This window comes from Amaricoccus sp. B4 (assembly GCF_043226085.1).
Lineage (GTDB): Bacteria > Pseudomonadota > Alphaproteobacteria > Rhodobacterales > Rhodobacteraceae > Amaricoccus.
On record NZ_CP171225.1, the window covers coordinates 3,304,750 to 3,321,281 of the forward strand.

General features: G+C 67.2%; 14 protein-coding genes. 8 read left to right on the forward strand and 6 right to left on the reverse strand.

Going from position 1 to position 16,532, the window contains the following annotated elements:
• Positions 1 to 6 precede the first annotated feature (6 nt).
• From ACF66B_RS15935 to ACF66B_RS15955, 5 genes are all read left to right on the forward strand, one after another.
• Complete coding sequence (locus ACF66B_RS15935; protein WP_392663242.1) at positions 7 to 960, forward strand: HEAT repeat domain-containing protein; 954 nt, start codon at positions 7 to 9, stop codon at positions 958 to 960.
• A 416-nt stretch (positions 961 to 1,376) separates the two neighbouring features.
• Positions 1,377 to 2,780, forward strand: a complete 1,404-nt coding sequence (locus tag ACF66B_RS15940) for an ABC transporter substrate-binding protein (RefSeq protein ID WP_111430239.1) — start codon at positions 1,377 to 1,379, stop codon at positions 2,778 to 2,780.
• Positions 2,781 to 2,846: 66 nt separating this feature from the next.
• Positions 2,847 to 3,767 (forward strand): ABC transporter permease, encoded by a 921-nt coding sequence (locus tag ACF66B_RS15945; protein WP_392663245.1) that lies wholly within the window; start codon positions 2,847 to 2,849, stop codon positions 3,765 to 3,767.
• Positions 3,768 to 3,787: 20 nt separating this feature from the next.
• Positions 3,788 to 4,636, forward strand: coding sequence for an ABC transporter ATP-binding protein (locus ACF66B_RS15950; protein WP_392663248.1), 849 nt, complete (start codon positions 3,788 to 3,790; stop codon positions 4,634 to 4,636).
• 152 nt (positions 4,637 to 4,788) lie between these two features.
• Positions 4,789 to 5,457 carry a Crp/Fnr family transcriptional regulator gene (locus ACF66B_RS15955; RefSeq protein WP_392663251.1) on the forward strand — a complete coding sequence of 223 codons (669 nt, stop codon included), beginning with the start codon at positions 4,789 to 4,791 and terminating at the stop codon, positions 5,455 to 5,457.
• Between the two features lie 380 nt (positions 5,458 to 5,837).
• Here ACF66B_RS15955 and ACF66B_RS15960 read toward each other — a convergent pair whose 3' ends face one another.
• The 4 genes from ACF66B_RS15960 to ACF66B_RS15975 all read right to left on the reverse strand — a co-directional run bounded on the left by ACF66B_RS15960 (position 5,838) and on the right by ACF66B_RS15975 (position 9,928).
• Positions 5,838 to 6,851, reverse strand: a complete 1,014-nt coding sequence (locus tag ACF66B_RS15960) for an AbrB family transcriptional regulator (RefSeq protein WP_162683296.1) — start codon at positions 6,849 to 6,851, stop codon at positions 5,838 to 5,840.
• Positions 6,852 to 6,861: 10 nt separating this feature from the next.
• Entirely contained in the window at positions 6,862 to 8,379 is a 1,518-nt protein-coding gene (locus ACF66B_RS15965; protein WP_111430243.1) for a tripartite tricarboxylate transporter permease, read from the reverse strand.
• 12 nt (positions 8,380 to 8,391) lie between these two features.
• On the reverse strand, positions 8,392 to 8,829 hold the full coding sequence (locus ACF66B_RS15970; protein WP_111430244.1) for a tripartite tricarboxylate transporter TctB family protein: 438 nt from the start codon (positions 8,827 to 8,829) through the stop codon (positions 8,392 to 8,394).
• A gap of 130 nt (positions 8,830 to 8,959) precedes the next feature.
• A complete protein-coding gene (locus ACF66B_RS15975) occupies positions 8,960 to 9,928 on the reverse strand; it encodes a tripartite tricarboxylate transporter substrate binding protein (protein ID WP_111430245.1) in 969 nt (322 codons plus the stop codon).
• 186 nt (positions 9,929 to 10,114) lie between these two features.
• On the opposite strand from ACF66B_RS15975, the gene ACF66B_RS15980 reads away from it, so the two are divergent.
• From ACF66B_RS15980 to ACF66B_RS15990, 3 genes are read left to right on the forward strand one after another with little or no spacing between them, the layout of a single operon-like run.
• Entirely contained in the window at positions 10,115 to 10,786 is a 672-nt protein-coding gene (locus ACF66B_RS15980) for a response regulator transcription factor (RefSeq protein WP_111430246.1), read from the forward strand.
• 59 nt (positions 10,787 to 10,845) lie between these two features.
• Positions 10,846 to 12,249: a sensor histidine kinase gene (locus tag ACF66B_RS15985; protein ID WP_111430247.1), complete on the forward strand. Its 1,404-nt coding sequence runs from the start codon at positions 10,846 to 10,848 to the stop codon at positions 12,247 to 12,249.
• A complete protein-coding gene (locus ACF66B_RS15990) occupies positions 12,246 to 13,286 on the forward strand; it encodes an ABC transporter substrate-binding protein (protein ID WP_111430248.1) in 1,041 nt (346 codons plus the stop codon). The genes ACF66B_RS15985 and ACF66B_RS15990 overlap by 4 nt, the downstream gene beginning before the upstream one ends.
• A 119-nt stretch (positions 13,287 to 13,405) precedes the next feature.
• On the opposite strand, the gene ACF66B_RS15995 is transcribed toward ACF66B_RS15990, so the two are convergent.
• Both ACF66B_RS15995 and ACF66B_RS16000 read right to left on the reverse strand, forming a co-directional pair.
• Positions 13,406 to 13,816, reverse strand: coding sequence for an acyl-CoA thioesterase (locus tag ACF66B_RS15995; protein ID WP_111430249.1), 411 nt, complete (start codon positions 13,814 to 13,816; stop codon positions 13,406 to 13,408).
• Positions 13,816 to 16,527 carry a CoA-binding protein gene (locus tag ACF66B_RS16000; protein ID WP_111430250.1) on the reverse strand — a complete coding sequence of 904 codons (2,712 nt, stop codon included), beginning with the start codon at positions 16,525 to 16,527 and terminating at the stop codon, positions 13,816 to 13,818. The genes ACF66B_RS15995 and ACF66B_RS16000 overlap by 1 nt, the downstream gene beginning before the upstream one ends.
• Between the last annotated feature and the right edge of the window lie 5 nt (positions 16,528 to 16,532).

Below are 16,532 nucleotides of genomic sequence, written 5' to 3' on the forward strand. Positions count from 1 at the left end.
GTCCAGGTGAACGGTATCTTCGACGATTTTGCGGATTTCGACGACCTCGAGGAAAACCTCGCGGATCCCGATCCGGGCGCGCGGCGTGTGGCAGTGATGGAACTGGCCGACAGCGCCGATCCCGCCGCCATTCCGCTTCTGGCGCGGGCGATCGGCGATCCGGATGCGGGTGTCCGCCTCCAGGCCGCGCTCGCGCTCGGGGAATATGACGGGCCGGAGACCTCGGCGGCACTGGCTGGTGCACTCTCCGATTCCGATGCCGAGGTTGCGCAGGCAGCCGCCGCAAGCCTCACCGAGCTGAAGGAGGCAGAGGCCGCGGCGCCGCTTCTGTCCTATCTTTCGGACGCCACGCCCTTCGTGCGGGCATCGGCCCTCCGCGGGATCCGGGAATTGCGCCGCCCCGAAGCACTCGTGCCGGCGACGGCTGCGCTCGAGGATGCCTCGGCCGAGGTTCGTGCCGAGGCGGTGGGTGTCATTGGCTGGCTGAAGGATGAGGCGGGCCTCGCCGCCCTGATCGGCGCGACGCACGACCCTTCGGCGGAGGTGCGGCTTCTGGCCGTTGGTGCTCTCGGCTTCTCGCAAAGCCTCGATGCCTGCGCGGCACTGATCGCAGCGCTTGGCGATCCCGACTGGCGGGTGCGGGAAGTCGCAGCGGAGACGCTGCCGAAGACAGCATCGCCCGAAGCCACGTCTTCGCTGATCGATGTGCTTTCGGACGATGCCTGGCAAGTGCGTCTGAAGGCGGTGAGGAGCCTCGGAAAGCTGCGCGCGCGCGCCGCGGTCCAGCACATCGGGCGGATGATGGCGCATCCGCTTTCGAACCTGCGCAAGGAATGCGCCGCGGCGCTCGGCGAGATCGGCGACAGTGCCGGGCTCGCCTATCTTGGCGCCCATCGCGACGATCAGGATCCCGACGTTCGCAAGAACGTACGCTGGGCGATCGGCAGGCTGTCGGCCTAGATAAATAGCCACAATAAATATCAAGGTCTGCGTGAGTTCATTAATGATCTCGCGCTGACCTTATTTGTATTTGTATTTACTTTGATAATGACGTCTTATTTCTTTCAACTCGAATCGGCCACTTCCTCTGAGTCCGCATTTCAACCCTCCGCTTGCACCTATTTGCCATAGCTATGTGCAGATATTTCGAAAATTATGTACGATATATATGCAATATGGTGATATGGCCGATTTTTTATTCGATTAAGGGTGCTGCGCTCTGGACGCTGCGGGGCGGGGCTCAAATAATCACAAAGAACAGATTCGAATGGAGTGAGGGGCTTGCCCAAAGGAGACTCAACTTCTCTCCGGCCAGAAATGTTTGGAATTCCAATACGCGACTACATTGGTAGTCTTTATGGGAATGGAGGCCTAGCATGATCAAGACACTTTTCAGCCACGGCACGAAAGCAAGAAATCCGGCCCGAGTGACAGCGCTCGGAGCGCTGACCGCCCTGGCTCTCGTAACTGGTGGCGCAGCCTACGCCGAGAAGATCACCATTGGCATCGGCCATCAGAGCACGGTTACCAACACGGTGCCCGGCGGCATCATCCTCGAGAAGCTCGAGCTGCTCGAAAAGCATCTGCCCACGACCGGAAAATACGCCGATGTCGATTACGAGGTGATCTACCGGGACTATACCTCCGGCCCGCCCATCACCAATCAGATGGTCGCCGGACGGCTTCAGTTCGGCGTCATGGGGGATTACCCGCTGATCGTGAATGGGGCGACCTTCCAGCAGGGCGGACAGGACGAGACCCGGCTGATCGCAATCACCGGCTACAACCTCAAGGGCACCGGCAATGGCGTGGTGGTGCCGGTCGCATCCGATGTCTATTCCTTCGACGAACTGAAGGGAAAGACGATCTCCACCCCGTTCGGCAGCGCCTCCTGGGGCATGGTGCTGAGCGTGCTGACCGAGCGCGGCATGCTCGACGAGGTGGCGCTTGCCAACCAGTCGCCGCCGGTCGGGGTCAACAACATCGCGACGGGCCGGATCGATGCCCACGCCGATTTCACCCCCTGGTCGGAAGTGATGGAGTTCCGCGGCACGGGCCGCAAGATCTTCGACGGCAGCGCGTCGAACATTCCGACCTTTCACGGAACGGTCGTGACCAAATCCTTCGCCGACGAGTATCCCGAGATCGTGAGCGCCTATATGGACGCGACACTCGAGGCCCAGGAGTGGGTCGTGGCCGATCCGCTCAACGCCGCGATCAAGGTCTCGGAATGGACCGGCATCGAGAAGGAAGTGCTCTACCTCTATTTCAGCAATGGCGGCATCTCGACCTTCGAGGCCTCGCTCAAGCCGGAATGGGTGGCCTCACTCAAGAAGAGCCACGCCCTGCTCGCGAAGGAGCGCGATGTGCCGCCACTCGACTTCGACCGCTGGGTTGACCCGAGTTTCGTGCGCGCGGCCTATGAGGTGAAGGGCATGGACTATGACGTGCTCGTGGGGAGCGTTGTCGATACCGCCGTGGATAACGAGGGCCTGCCCAGCGAGATCTGGCATCCGCGCGACGGGATCTCGAGCTATGAGACGCTTGGCCAGTTCTTCGAGGCTGTGGCCGCGATCCGCGACAGCGGCTTCAAGCCGGCCGCGACCTACGTCTACGATGAGTCCTCCGGGCTGAAGCTGTTCGGAAATGTCGCCTTCTACGTGAAGACGGGCGATGATTACGCGGCCTTTCTCAACCGCGCCGATGCCGAGAGCTTCGCGGCCGAGAGCAACGGCCAGATCCTCGACTATGACAGCATCCTCGACGGCATCTCGAGCTGATCCTGCGCGTGGACGGGCCGGTGCCCGTCCGCCTTCCTTGTCTTCCCATTGGCGGAGTTCAGCCACGTGACCCTTGCAGCCATCATCCGGCCTGAGGCGGCCGACACCGAGGCAGGTTCGGAGGAACCGGCCGACACCCGGACCACGGCGCAGGCGGGCGCGGGATCCGGCCAGGTAATGCCTGCACCCAAGTCCCGTCAGAGCATCGCCTCCATGCTTCCCCGGCTTCGGGATGCGGCCATCGCCGGCCTGGCACTCCTGCTCGGGGTGGTCTTCTGGCAGATCGCAACCGAGCGCGACCTGCAGTATATCGTCAATTTCTCGAACGTTCCCGGACCGCTCGAGGTCTATGAGGCGTTTCTCGCCAACATCACGGACCCGGTGTTCCATACCCACCTGCTGGTGAGCGTGAAGCGGGTCGCGCTGAGCTTTGCCCTGGCGACGGCGGTCGGTGTCCCGGTCGGCCTGCTCATGGGGCGCCTGCGCCTCTTCCGCGCCATGGCGATGCCCTATGTGGAGATCCTGCGGCCGATCCCCGCCGTCGCGTGGATTCCGCTCGCGATCCTGATGTGGCCGACCGAGGAATCCTCCATCGTCTACATCACCTTCCTTGGCGCGGTGTTTCCCATCGTGCTCAACGCCATGCACGGCGCGGAGCAGACGCCCGAAGTGCTGGTGCGTGCCGTGCGCTCGCTCGGCGGATCGGGGCTCTCCATCTTCTGGCACGTGGTTCTGCCTGCCGCGCTGCCCTCCATCGCCGCCGGGCTTGCCATCGGCATGGGCGTCGCCTGGTTCTCCCTGCTCGCGGGCGAGATCATCTCCGGACAGTACGGCATCGGCTACTTCACCTGGGATGCTTATTCGATGGTGCGGACCCCAGACATCGTGGTCGGCATGCTGATGATCGGCCTGCTCGGCTCGCTTTCGACCAATCTCGTTCATCGCGCAATGCGGCCTCTGCTGCGCTGGCGCGAAAAGGCCCGCTAGAACCGATGGAGGCAAGCGCAATGAATGTCGCGACGACCCACACGCTCTTCCGGCAGCACGGCACCCCCCGCCGGAGCACCGAGGAGGGCAGGATCGACATCGAGGATGTCTCCGTCGTCTTCGGATCGGGCCCGGCTGCGCACACTGCCGTCGAGCGCACCTCGCTCGCGATCCCGCCCGGCGAGTTCGTCTGCCTGCTCGGCCCCTCGGGCTGCGGCAAGTCCTCGCTGCTCAACGCGATCGCGGGTCACGTCCGCCCGACGACCGGCGCGGTCCGGGTTGATGGCGTCGCCGTCACCGGCCCCGGATCGGACCGCGGCATGGTGTTCCAGCAGTATTCCCTGCTGCCCTGGAAGACGATCCGCGAGAATGTTGCCCTCGGGCCGCGCCTCGCGGGCAAGAGTCGCGGCGAGGCGGATGCAACCGCGGGCACCTTTCTCAATATCGTCGGCCTTTCGCTCTACGCGAACCGCTACCCGGCCGAGCTTTCGGGCGGGATGCAGCAGCGGGTCGGCATCGCCCGCGCGCTCGCGAACTATCCCAGCGTGCTGCTGATGGACGAACCCTTCGGCGCGCTCGATGCCCAGACCCGGCTGGTGATGCAGGAAAACCTGCTGGCGATCTGGAAGGAATTCGGCACCACGGTGGTCTTCGTGACCCATGACGTGGACGAGGCGATCTTCCTCGCCGATCGTGTTCTGGTGATGAGCGCGGCCCCCGGTCGGGTGATCTCCGACATCCGCGTGCCGCTTCCCCGCCCGCGCCGTCCCGAAATGGCCACCGAGCCCGGTTTTGTCGAGACCAAGCGCCAGTGTCTTGCGGTGATACGCGAGCAGAGCCTGCGTGCATTCGAGAACCAGGAGCGATAGACGGTATGACAGCGAAGAAGGCCGCGACACACCAGTCCCGGTTGCGCTTGCCGCGGAGAACAGGCGCGCCTGCCGCTCTCTCCCCGCCCAGACCACGGAGCCCGTCGATGGCCGCACCGCAGTTGCCGAGTGCACTCTTTCTGTCGGAGCACATGGCAGAACTGAACGAGGGTGCGCGCTTTCTCGAGAGCATCGGTGCCGAGGAGCATGCGAAGCTGCGCGAGGAAGGGCGCGTGGTGAAGCTCGCGCGCGGCCAGCTCCTCTTTTCCCAGGGCGAGGTGCATGGCGGGGTCTGGGTCATCGAGAGCGGGCTGCTGCGCACCTTCTATGTCAGCGCCCAGGGGCGCGAGATGACCCTCGCCTACTGGACCTCGGGCCATTTCGTGGGTGGCCCCGAGATCTTCGGCCGTGGCCGGCACGTCTGGTCGGCCGATGCCCAGGCGCCGTCCGAGGTGCTGTTCCTCCCCGGCACGGTTCTCCGGCGGCTTGCCGAGCGGGTGCCGCAAGTGGCGCTGGCGCTGATCGACGGGCTGGTCGCCAAGGGAAAATGCTATTCGGCGCTGGTGCAGATGCTCGGCACCCGCTCCGCTGCCGAACGGCTGACCCTCCTGCTCGAGATCATGGCCGAAACCTATGGGAGGCCGACGGAGGAGGGTATCCTGATCGACCGGGTCATCACCCAGGAGCAGCTCGCGACGATGCTGGGCACTTCGCGTCAGTGGCTGTCGGTCTCGCTTGAGAAGCTGCGCAGCGAGGGCGTGATCACCATGTCGCGCCACCAGATCATCTTCAGGAACCCGACCCCCAGCGGCCGCAGGTAAGTGCCGGACCCGGGGCGTTGCCGAAGGGGATGGTCGCGTGTCTCGGAAGGAGCATCAAGAGCTCTCCTTCACTCTCGTGCAGGGATCGGTGCCAAACGGATGTGTATCTTGGTCTTGATAATGCGACTTGCCTTGGTAATCCGGGATTCGCTTTTGGTGCACCTCGCAGCTTGATCCGCGCCTCTCTCACTCTGCGGTCCTGTAGCTATTCCGGCACGTCGAGGGCGCATACACCATCGCTGGCAATCGAAAAGGCCTGAGCGGAACCAGAGCTGGTTGCGCCCCTCCCCAACACGTTAGGGAGGGTAGGGAGGCTGGCAAATGCAACTGCCGAGGCTTCTGATGTGGCCAGGCAGGCAGCACCGTACGCATCTGAACACTCAATCCTCCGGCTGGCGCGCAACGAGGCGCAGCAGCATCGGCAGCATGATGATGAGAAACACGATCCGGACGAGGTGGTGAACCGCGACATAGGCCGGGTCGTAGCCGAGGGCGAGGCCGATGGCCGCCATGGCCTCGACGCCGCCGGGGGCGAAGGCGACCCAGACCTGGCCGATCGGCAGATCAACGAACTGCGCGGCGGCATAGGCGAAGCCTGCGGAGACGAGGGCCGCGGTTCCCGTCGAGGCGAATGCCGCGCCGAGGAGGCCGACGATCTGGCGGCCGGAGATGCCGGAAAACCGTGTGCCGATCATGCTGCCGGTGATCACGAAGCAGAGGAAGATCGCCGGGGGTGGCAGCCGGCCCGAGGCCAGACCCAGGGCATGGGCAAGGCCCGAGAGCACCATGCCCCCGACGAGGCAGGCCGCCGGCAACCCGAGGCGCGCGAGCTGTGTGCCGAGCCCGAGGCCGGCCAGAACCAGGATCACGCTGGCAACAGCGCCCATCATCAGGGGGGCGGGGGCGGCCGGCGGTGCGATGGCAACGAAGATCGCGATCGGCAGCACCGAGGCGAGGATCAGCAACCGGAGGCTCTGCAGGATCAGAACGGTGATGACGTCCCCGCGCCCTTCCTGAGCGACGGCGACGGCGTAGGACATCGTGCCGGGGCTGGAGGCGAGGAGACAGGTCTCCGGGTCGTAGCGGAACATGCGGCGGAGGATCAGCACGGACACCGCGATCGTGGCCATGAGCGACAGGCAGAGCAGGACAATGCTCGTCGCCCAGGTGGTGAGGTCGTCGAGAATGCTCGGCTTGATGCCCGAGCCGAGCGAGACGCCGATCCCGGCGAAGGCGAGATCGCGCAGCCGGTTTGGCACGGCGACGCCGAGCCCCGACCAGGCGGCGGCCGAAACGGCGAGGCTCGAACCGATAAGAGCCGCGGCGGGAAGTCCCGCCGCGGCCGCAATCCCGGCCCCCGCACCGCCGACAAGCAGCGTGCGGAGCGGGGTCATCAGGACAGCCTTAGGCATCGAAGGCTGCATTGGCGCGCCGGGCCGCCCGACGGCCCAGCCAGAGCGGAATGACGACCACGGCGATGGCCAGCGCGTAGAGCACCAAGCTGTCGACGGTCGAGAACAGGATGCCCCAGTCGCCGCCCGAGATCGACAGCGCCCGGCGCAGGTTGTTCTCGAAGAGCCCCCCGAGGACGAAGCCGAGGATCACCGGCGCCAGCGAGAAGTCGAGCTTGCGCAGGATCCAGCCGAAGACGCCGAGCCCGATGATCATGTAGAGGTCGAACGGGTTGCCGACGATCGAGTAGATCCCGATGAAGGCGAGAATGGCGATCAGCGGCGTCAGGTAGTGCTGCGGGATGGTGAGCATCCGCGCAAAGAGCCCGACCAGCGGCAGGTTCAGCACGAGGAGCGCGATGTTGCCGATATACATCGACGCGATCAGGCCCCAGGCGATTTCCGGGCGCTGTTCGAACATCAGCGGGCCCGGTGTCACGTTGAACATCAGCAGCGCGCCGAGGAGGATCGCCGTGGTGCCCGAGCCGGGGATGCCGAGGGTGAGCATCGGCACCATCGCGCCGGTGGCCGAGCCGTTGTTGGCGGCTTCGGGCGCCGCAAGGCCGCGGATGTCGCCGGTGCCGAAGGTGCCGGCCGTGGAGCCTGCCAGCCGCTTCTCGGTGCCATAGGCCACGGCCGAGGCGACCGAGGCGCCGGTGCCGGGCAGGGTGCCGATGATGAAGCCGATGAGCGAGCAGCGCAGCATCGTCCACTTGGTCCGCGCGATATCGGCCCAGCTGACGAAGCTCTTGTCGATCGGCACGGTGGTGAGCCGGCCGCGGATCTGCTGCTCGACGAGGTGGAAGAGCTCGGCCATGCCGAAGAGGCCGATCACGATGACGAGGAAGTCGATCCCGGCCAGCAGATCGGGAATGCCGAAGCTGTAGCGCTGCACGCCGGTGTTGGCATCGACGCCGATGGTCGCGAGCATGAGGCCGATGAGAGCGCCGGTGAGCGTCTTGAGCGGGCTCGACCCGACGAGCGAGGCGAGGCAGGCGAAGGCGAAGACCATCAGCGCGACATAGTCGGACGGCTGGAACTTCACGCCGAAGCGCGCGAGCATCGGGCCGAAGAGCGAGAGCAGGACGACGGCGATGGTGCCGCCCACGAAGGACGCGACGGCGGAGAGCGAGAGCGCCTTGCCCGCCTGGCCGTTCCGGGCCATGGGGTTGCCGTCGAGCGTGGTCATCACCGCGCCGGCGTCACCGGGCACGTTGAGCAGGATCGACGAGATGCGGCCGCCGTATTCGGCGCCGTAATAGATGCCCGCGAGCAGGATCAGCGCCGATTCCGGCGGAAATCCGAGGCCGTAGGCGATCGGCAGCAGGATCGCGACGCCGTTGATCGGCCCGATGCCGGGCAGGGCGCCGATCAGCGTGCCGGCAAAGCACCCGGCGAGCACGAGGAGCAGGTTGAGAGGGCTTAGGGCGACCGCGAAACCGGTCCCGAGCCCATGGAGTACTTCCATCATCTGGGATTTTCCTTAGAGGCGCGGCAGCGGGCCGGCGGGGAGGTTGAGGTCGAGAAGACCGGCGCAGAGGAGATAGCCGCCCACACCGACGCCAAGTCCGAAAAGCGCGGCGCGCTTCCAGACGGCGCCGAGCAGGCGCGAGGTCACCGTGGCGAAAAGCACGGTCGAGATGATGAAGCCGAGCGGCTCGAAGAGCACGGCGTAGCCCGCCAGCAGCGCGAGGACGATCGCAAGCCGCTTCCAGGTCGCGCCGTCGACATCGAAATTCTGCACGAGGGGCCGCAGGAGGAGCGCGCCGGAGCAGAGGATCATGATGACGGAGAGCAGCCGCGGCCAGGCTTCCGGCCCGAGGGGGTCGTACTGAAACGGCGCCTTGATCACGAAGAAAGCATAGAACGCATAGATGAGGGAAAGAAAGAGGAGCACTGCGGCAAAGATCCGGTCAGGCATGGCAACCTCATGGCTTGTGGCTGCAGGGCAGCTGCATGGAGAAAAAGGACCGGCGCGGAGACCTCGGGTTTCCGGCCGGCCTGAAACACTGTCCGGTCGCGTGGCACCTGGCCCGCGACCGGCACCCGGATCACTCGGTAATGAGGCCGGTTTCCACTGCGAGATCGTGCAGCTGCTGGGTCTGCGCGCGCACCGCCGCGGTGAATTCCTCACCCGAGAGGTCGAGCGGCAGCAGGCCCTTCTCCGACTGGATCTTGCGGTATTCTTCGCTGCCATGGGCCTTTTCGAAGATGTCGACCCAGGCCTGGTAGTCCTCGTCCGAGACGTCCTTGCCCATGTAGAAGCCGCGCATGATCGGCCAGACGGCGTCGTAGCCCTGCTCCTTGAGGGTCGCGAACTGGTCGAACGGCGGGGCGAGGCGCTCGTCGGCCATGACGCCGAGAATGCGCAGGCTGCCGTCCATATGCGACGTCATCTCGCCGATATCGCCGGTATAGACCTGGATGGCGCCGCCGAGCACGCCGGCAATCGCCTCTCCGCCGCCGTCGAAGGCGACATAGCGCATCTTGCGGGGATCGCCGTCGATCGTCTTCAGGAGCAGGGCCGCCTTCATCCAGTCCTGCGAGCCGACCGAGCCGCCTGCGCCGATCGTGATGCTCGAGGGATCTTCCTTCAGCGCCGCCATCAGATCGTCGAGGGTCTTGTAGGGGCTGTCGGCCAGCACGACGACCGCGCCGTAGTCGGTGCCGGCGGTGGCGAGCCAGCGGGCGTCATCGATGCTCCAGTCGCCATACTTGCCGGTGATGAGATTGAGCAGCGAGCCGGTCGAGAAGGCCACGATCGCGTTGGGATCGTCGGTGCGCGTGGTGTTGAACATGTTGAAGGCCACGGCGCCGATGCCGCCGGGCATGAAGGTCACCTGAACCTGGCGGTCGAGGAAGGGCTCGAGGCCCTGCTGCGCGATGCGGCAGGTGAGGTCGAATCCACCGCCGGGCTGGGCCGGCGCGATGCATTCCGGCCGGTCGATCTCGGCGGCGGCGGGAAGGGCGAAGGCGGCAGCAGCCGCCGCGGCGAGGGCGAAAGGTGCGAATCTGGACAAGGGTTCCTCCACTGGATCTTGTTGCTTTCGTTTGGATCACCGGCGTTGGGCGCCGTGATGTGTCCATGCGTACCGCGCAAAGCTGTCATGGGCCTGTCGCAGGTCAAGTCTTTTCGACGGGCCCCATCTGACCTATGGTTTGACAAAAGTGACCGGGGTCGCACGAGCGGCCAGGCAGGGTTGGAAATGCGCCTACTGCTCCTCGAGGATACCGAAGACGTTGCCGAGGCCATCGTCGCGTGCTTCACGCGGCGCGGCGATGCCGTCGATCACGCGGGCACGCTCGCCGCGGCGCGGGACCTGGTTGCGGTGCAGGACTACGATATCGCGATCCTCGACGTGACGCTCCCCGACGGCGAGGGCACCGAGGTGCTCCGGGACCTGCGCCAGGCCGGCAAGGGCACGCTGGTGCTGGTGCTGACGGCGCGGGCAAACGTGGACGACCGGGTCTCCGCGCTCGACGGCGGCGCAGACGATTACCTCGTGAAACCCTTCGATCTGCGCGAGTTGCAGGCGCGGGTGCGGGCGCTGGCGCGGCGCACCCAGGAAAACCGCTCGGCGCTGATCGAGTTCGGCGACATCGTGTTCGATCCCGCCCGGTGCGAGCTTGACGTCGGCGGGGTCACGGTCGTCCTGACCCGCCGTGAATTCAGCCTGCTCGAGATCATGCTGGCCAACCGCGGGCGGGTGATCGCGAAGGAACGGATCTTCGAGCGGATGTTCTCCTTCAACGAGGTGGAGGTCGGCATGAACGCGGTGGAGACCTATGTCGCGCGGCTGCGCCGCAAGCTCGAGGGCAGCCGGGTCTCGATCAAGACCCTGCGCGGCCTTGGCTACCAGCTCGTCGCCGAGCGCTAGGCCATGGTGCGGAACGCCGAGGGCCGCGCGTGGCGGAAGCGACCCGGTGCGGGCCGCCGATGAGCGCGAGACCCGCGGCCGCCCCGCCGACCGATCCCCCGCGCAGCCTCTCGCTCACGGCGCGGCTCGCGACGGCGCTTGCCTTGCTGCTGGTGGTCGGTGCGGCGATCGTCGCGGTCCTGGCCTTCGCCTATGGCCGCAGCGCGGCGCAGCGCACCTATGACCGCCTGCTGATCGGCGCGGCCCGGCAGATCGCCGATGCGACCACGCTGGGCGACGGCAGGGTGATGGTCAACCTGCCGGTCAGCGCCTTCGAGCTGCTGGCGCTCGCCCCCGAGGACCGCGTGGTCTACGCCGTCTTCGCCCCAGACGGCGAGATCGTGACCGGCTACCCGCTGCCCCGTCCGGCCTCCGGCGCCGACACCTTCTATTCCGCCGACATCACCGGCGAGCCGGCGCGCTTCGTGGCGACCGAACACATCTTCGCCGAGCGGGATTTCACCGGCGCCGCCGCGATCGTGGTCGGCCAGACCACGCGCGCCCGCGACAGGCTTGCCCGCGAGATCACCGAGAACGCGCTCGCCGTGATGGCGCTCGCGGGCGTCCTGATGTCGGCGCTGGCCGCTTTCGCGGTGCGCTCCGCCCTCGGCCCGCTGCGCCGGATCGAGGCCTCGATCGCCGGCCGCCCGCCGACCGATCTCACCCCGCTCAAGACCCCGGTTCCTTCCGAGATCGGCGGTCTGGTGCGGACGCTCAACCGCTTCATGGAGCGGCTGAGGCGGCAGGACATGACCACGCGGACGCTGATCGCGGATGCCTCGCACCAGCTCCGCACGCCGATCGCCGCGCTCCGCGCCCAGGCCGAGCTCGCCGCGGAGGAATCCGATCCGGCGCGGCAGCGGGCGATCGTCGCACGGATCCACGAGCGCTCGGTGAGCCTCGGCCGGCTGACCGACCAGCTGCTGAACCACGCGCTCATCATCCACCGGGCCGACGCGGCGCCCCGGACGCGGCTCGATCTCCGGACGGTCGCGATCCAGGCCACCGACGAGACCGATCATGATCTCTTCGCCTCGGAGGACGTGCTCCAGCTCGATCTCCCCGACGAGCCGGTCTGGTGCATCGGCGATTCCCTCTCGCTGGTGGAAGCCTGCAAGAACCTGCTCTTCAATGCCCTGCGCCATGGCACGCCCCCGGTCACCGTCACCGCGCGGCGGGAACGGGGCTGGGCGGTGCTGGCGGTCGAGGATTGCGGGCCGGGGCTGCCGGAAGAGGATTGGGCCGATGCGACGACGCGCTATGCGCGCAGCTCGGGCGTGTCGCCGACCAGCGCCGGGCTCGGCCTTGCCATCGTCAAGTCCGTTGCGGTGGCGCATCGCGGCGATCTGCGCTTCGGGCGCACCGCGAAGGGGCATTTCGAGGCGGCGCTGGTGCTGCGCGCCGCCACCGGAGCGGCCGGATGATCCGTCGCGCCCTTGCCCTGGCCGCATGTCTCGCCGGCGCGGCGACCGGCGCCGCGGCGCTGCCACAGGCGGAGGCCGTGGCGCATTTCGGGCCGCCCGAGGCGCCCTTCCACATCCTGGTGCGCGGCGCGCTCGACATCGATTCCTTCTTCCCGGCGCTGTCTGCCTTTGTCGCGGTGACGCCCGGCACACAGGTCACGCTGGAGCAATGGAACACCAACGATCTCTACGATCAGGCGGCCGCGGCCTGCCGCGGCGCGGCCACGCCCTCCGATCTCGTCATCAGCTCCTCGATGGATCAGCAGGTCAAGCTGGTGAACGACGGCTGTGCCCAGCCGTTCCGGTCCGCCCTGGCCACGAGGCTGCCGACGGACCGGATCTGGCGCGACGAGCTCTTCGGGCTCACGCACGAACCGGCGGTCATGGTCTACAACCGCCGCCTCGTGCCGGAGGGTGACGCTCCGCAATCGCGCTTCGATCTGCTGGACCTGCTCCGCCGCGACGAGGGCACCTACGCCGGCCGCGTCGCGACCTATGACATCGAGCGCTCGGGGGTCGGCTATCTCTTCGCCTTTCTCGATTCGCAGCAGGCCACCACCTTCGGCAGCCTGATCGAGGCCTTCGCGCGGGCGGATGTGGTCGCGACCTGCTGCTCGGCGGAGATCATCGACGGCGTGACCAGGGGCCGGTATCTCATCGCCTACAACGTGCTCGGCCCCTATGCGCTGGCCCGTGCCGCCGGGAACCCGGATCTCGTGGTTGTGTCGCCCTCCGATTACACCCTGGTCATGTCGCGCGCGGCCTTCATCCCGAAGGATGCGCGGGAGCCGGGCCCGGCCGGGGCGCTGATCGACTTTCTCCTCTCCGATCCGGGGCAGGCGGCGATGGCGGAGACCTATCTCACCATCGTGCCCGGTGCGCCGGATGCGTTGCGGCCGATCCCGCTCTCGCCGGTGCTGCTGGTCGGGCTCGACCGCCAGAAGCGGGAGCAGCTGCTCGAGCTCTGGCGCCAAACCTTTCCGCCCCCGTCCCCCTGAGGCCGGGGAGACGGACCGTTCGGGGGACAGGGGCGGTGGGCAGCCACGTCAGGTGACGTGGCTGCGACCCTATGGGGGCGGCGCGGGTGTCGAGGCGGCGCGCCGCTGATCGCGGGCGCTCAGCCCGTGACCTCGCGCGGCCGTCCCGCCTCGTCGAGGGCGACGAAGGTGAAGGTCGCCTCCGTCACCTTCTCGCTCTCCTGGCGGTGCCGCTCGCGCCGCCAGGCCTGGACGTGGATCCGCATCGAGCTCCGCCCGACCCGGACGAGATCGGTGAAGAGCGAGACCTCGTCGCCGACCTTGACGGGGCGATGAAAGATCATGCCCTCCACCGCGATGGTGGCGCTGCGCCCGCGCGAGGTCAGCGCCGCGATGGACCCCGCCGCGAGGTCCATCTGCGACATCAGCCAGCCGCCGAAGATGTCGCCGGCGGGGTTGGTGTCGGCCGGCATCGCAATGGTGCGGATGACCGGCGCGGTGGCGGGCGGCGTCTCGGCCGGGGCGGCCACTGGTGTTTCGGAACTGGCCATCAGACGACGTATCCACAAGCTGAGGCGGGGGTGCGCGTGTCCATGTTGCGGCCCCGGTTGAGATGATCGTCGATCTCGGCGGCGGCGCCGATCATCCGTCCGTAGAGGAAGACGGTGAAGGCAGCGGTCTCGAGATCCCGCTCCCCCAGCCGGCCGCTCTGGTAGTCGGGCCAGAGCAGGGCGAGCAGAAGTGCCGCGATCACCGCATCGACATTGACGCAGAAGACGTAGGGCGTTGCGCCCTGCTCGTGAAGGGCCTGAACAAGCTCGCGATAGAAGGCGTGGAACACATTGTAGCGATCGTTCTTCACCATGTATTCGGCGATGAAGCGTTCGCGCGGATCGTAGTTGACCGGCTTGCCCTTGAAGACCGGGTGATGAACGCCGGGGAGCGCGCGCGGCTCCGTCCCGAGTTCCTTCGCCGCCTTCTTGTCGCGGCGATAGCCGCGGGCGAACTCCGTCGCCATCGCCTTCAGATCGAGCCCGTGGCCGGGATCGGAGGGGTCCTTCAGCCCGGTGCCCCGGAACTGCTCGAGCAGAAAGGCCATGCCCTCGAAGCCGTTGCCGCCATGGCTGTAGCCGGTGTGGGTGAGAAAGCCCAGCATGCCCTTGTTGATCTGCACGCGCGCGGGCGTCTGCGGGCCGTCGGCCGAGACCGCACCCTTGGCGCCCTGCGCCGAGATCGCGCCCGGCCCGTTGGAGATCAGCAGCCCCACGAGGATCTGGAGGGGCAGCGCCTCCTCCGGTGTCGGCTTCTTGCCGGTCATGGCAAGGAAACAGAGATCGGCCATCGTCCAGGAGCCGAAGCGCTCCTCGCGGGAGATGCCCCAGAGCGCGCCGGACTGGTGGTGCTGGCCCGGGATCGTCGCGCCGACCATCACGCCATAGAGCCGCAGATACCAGGGCAGGGTCTCGGCGGTGAGCCGCGAGATGCGCTTGCGCATCAGCGGCCCCCAGGCGATCGTCGCGGCGATGGCGGCGAGGATCGCGTCGCGATTGAGCCGCCCGCCCAGCCCCTGAAGATAGGTGAGGAACGCCGACTTGCCGCCGCGGGCCTCGATCGCGGCGAGCATCGCCTCGGGGCGCGGGTCGTCCGCATCCGCCTCGGTGGCGAGAAAGAGCGCCCGCGTGGCGTCGTCCATGACGATCTTCGAGGTATCGAAGCTCTGGTCACGCCCGTCCCGGAGCCCGGAATGGGCGAAGGCGTCGATCAGCGCGCGGATGCAGGCAAGCGGGCGCTCCACGCGCTTCGGTCCGACGATCGCCACCGCCGAAGCCATCACCGCGTTCGGCGCGTTGCCGGCCTCGCGCGCGGCATCGGCCGCCACGAGGATCGGATCACCGACGAGATTGACCTCGGCCGCCACGGCCACGTCCAGCATCGCGCGGTCGTTCTCGTTCGCGATCTCATGCACCAGGGGCAGCGCAAAGCAGGCCTCGAGCGGCTGCAGCGCCAGGTCGAGCACCGAATGGCCGTGCATGCTCGTCACCTGGGTCTTCGAATCCATCACGCTGGCGCCGGAGCGGTCCTTCATGTTCTGCCGCGCGATCACCGCCCCGATCTGGTCGGAGAGCGCGGCGATCTGGCCGGCATAGGGCTCGGGCGCCGTCACCAGAGGCATGTCGATCTCCGGCGGCAGCTCGAGGCCCTGGGCGTTGCCGATCCAGGGCTTGAGCGCGAGATTGCCGCGCGGCGCGAAATCCGGCCCGGTCCCGTTCATCGCCATGACCGCGGTCAGCGCGGCCGGAATGTCGGCGATGTTGGTGACAACCGCGCCCTTCGCCGAGACCACCGGGTTGTCGGGGGTGAAGATGCTGTCCACCCCGAACGCCTCCATGAACCAGCGCTCCTTGTCCTCCGCCCGGTCGCCCGAGCCCGCCATGGCGCCGGCATGGCCCACGGCGCGGGTCAGCTTGGATTTCCAGCGCCCGACGACACAGGCGACGACCGGCTTCTCCCAGGTGAGCCCGTGCTCGTAATAGCCGCCGGGCTCGGCATAGAGCACCGCGGCGCGGGAGCGGTCGTCGGCGGCGAAGGCATGGGCGAAGTCCGGCGCGGCGTAGTGGATGTAGACATCCTTGCCCGAGGAGACCAGCGTGGTCGTGCCCCAGCCCTCGGTCGCGAGATACTGCGCGATGGTGGTGGTAAAGCCGCCCGAGTTCGAAAAGATGGCGATGGAGCCCTTGAGCAGGGATTCCTCCGGCCGGTCGCCGCCGAGCGCGCCACCGATGCGCACCCGGCTCCAGGAATCCGCGACGCCGAGACAGTTGCCGCCGATGATGTCGACGCCATTGGCCTGCGCCATCGCGCGGATCTCGCGGGCGTCATGCACCGCGATCTTCTCGGTGATGATGATGACCTTGCGAAGCTCGGGATTGACCCGGATCAGCTCCGCCACGCCGTCGCGCACCCCCGAGGGCGGCAGGTAGACGACGCCGGTGTTGAAGGCGTGCCCGGCCTTGAGCCCTTCGCGCACGTTGTTGAAGACCGGGATGTCGCCCGCGGCCGTCTTCAGAACCTGACCGGCGCGGCCGGGCGAGGTGCCGAAGACCACATTGCCGCCCGAAAAGGCATGGCTCGTCGGCGTCACCTGCCGGCTTTCACCGCCCATGATGTTCAGCACGCAGACCCGGTCCTCGCGGGTTGCGATATCGGCCAGCGAGCGGATGCCGAGGTAGTAGGGTATCCCCTGAATGCCCTGATGATACATTGCGT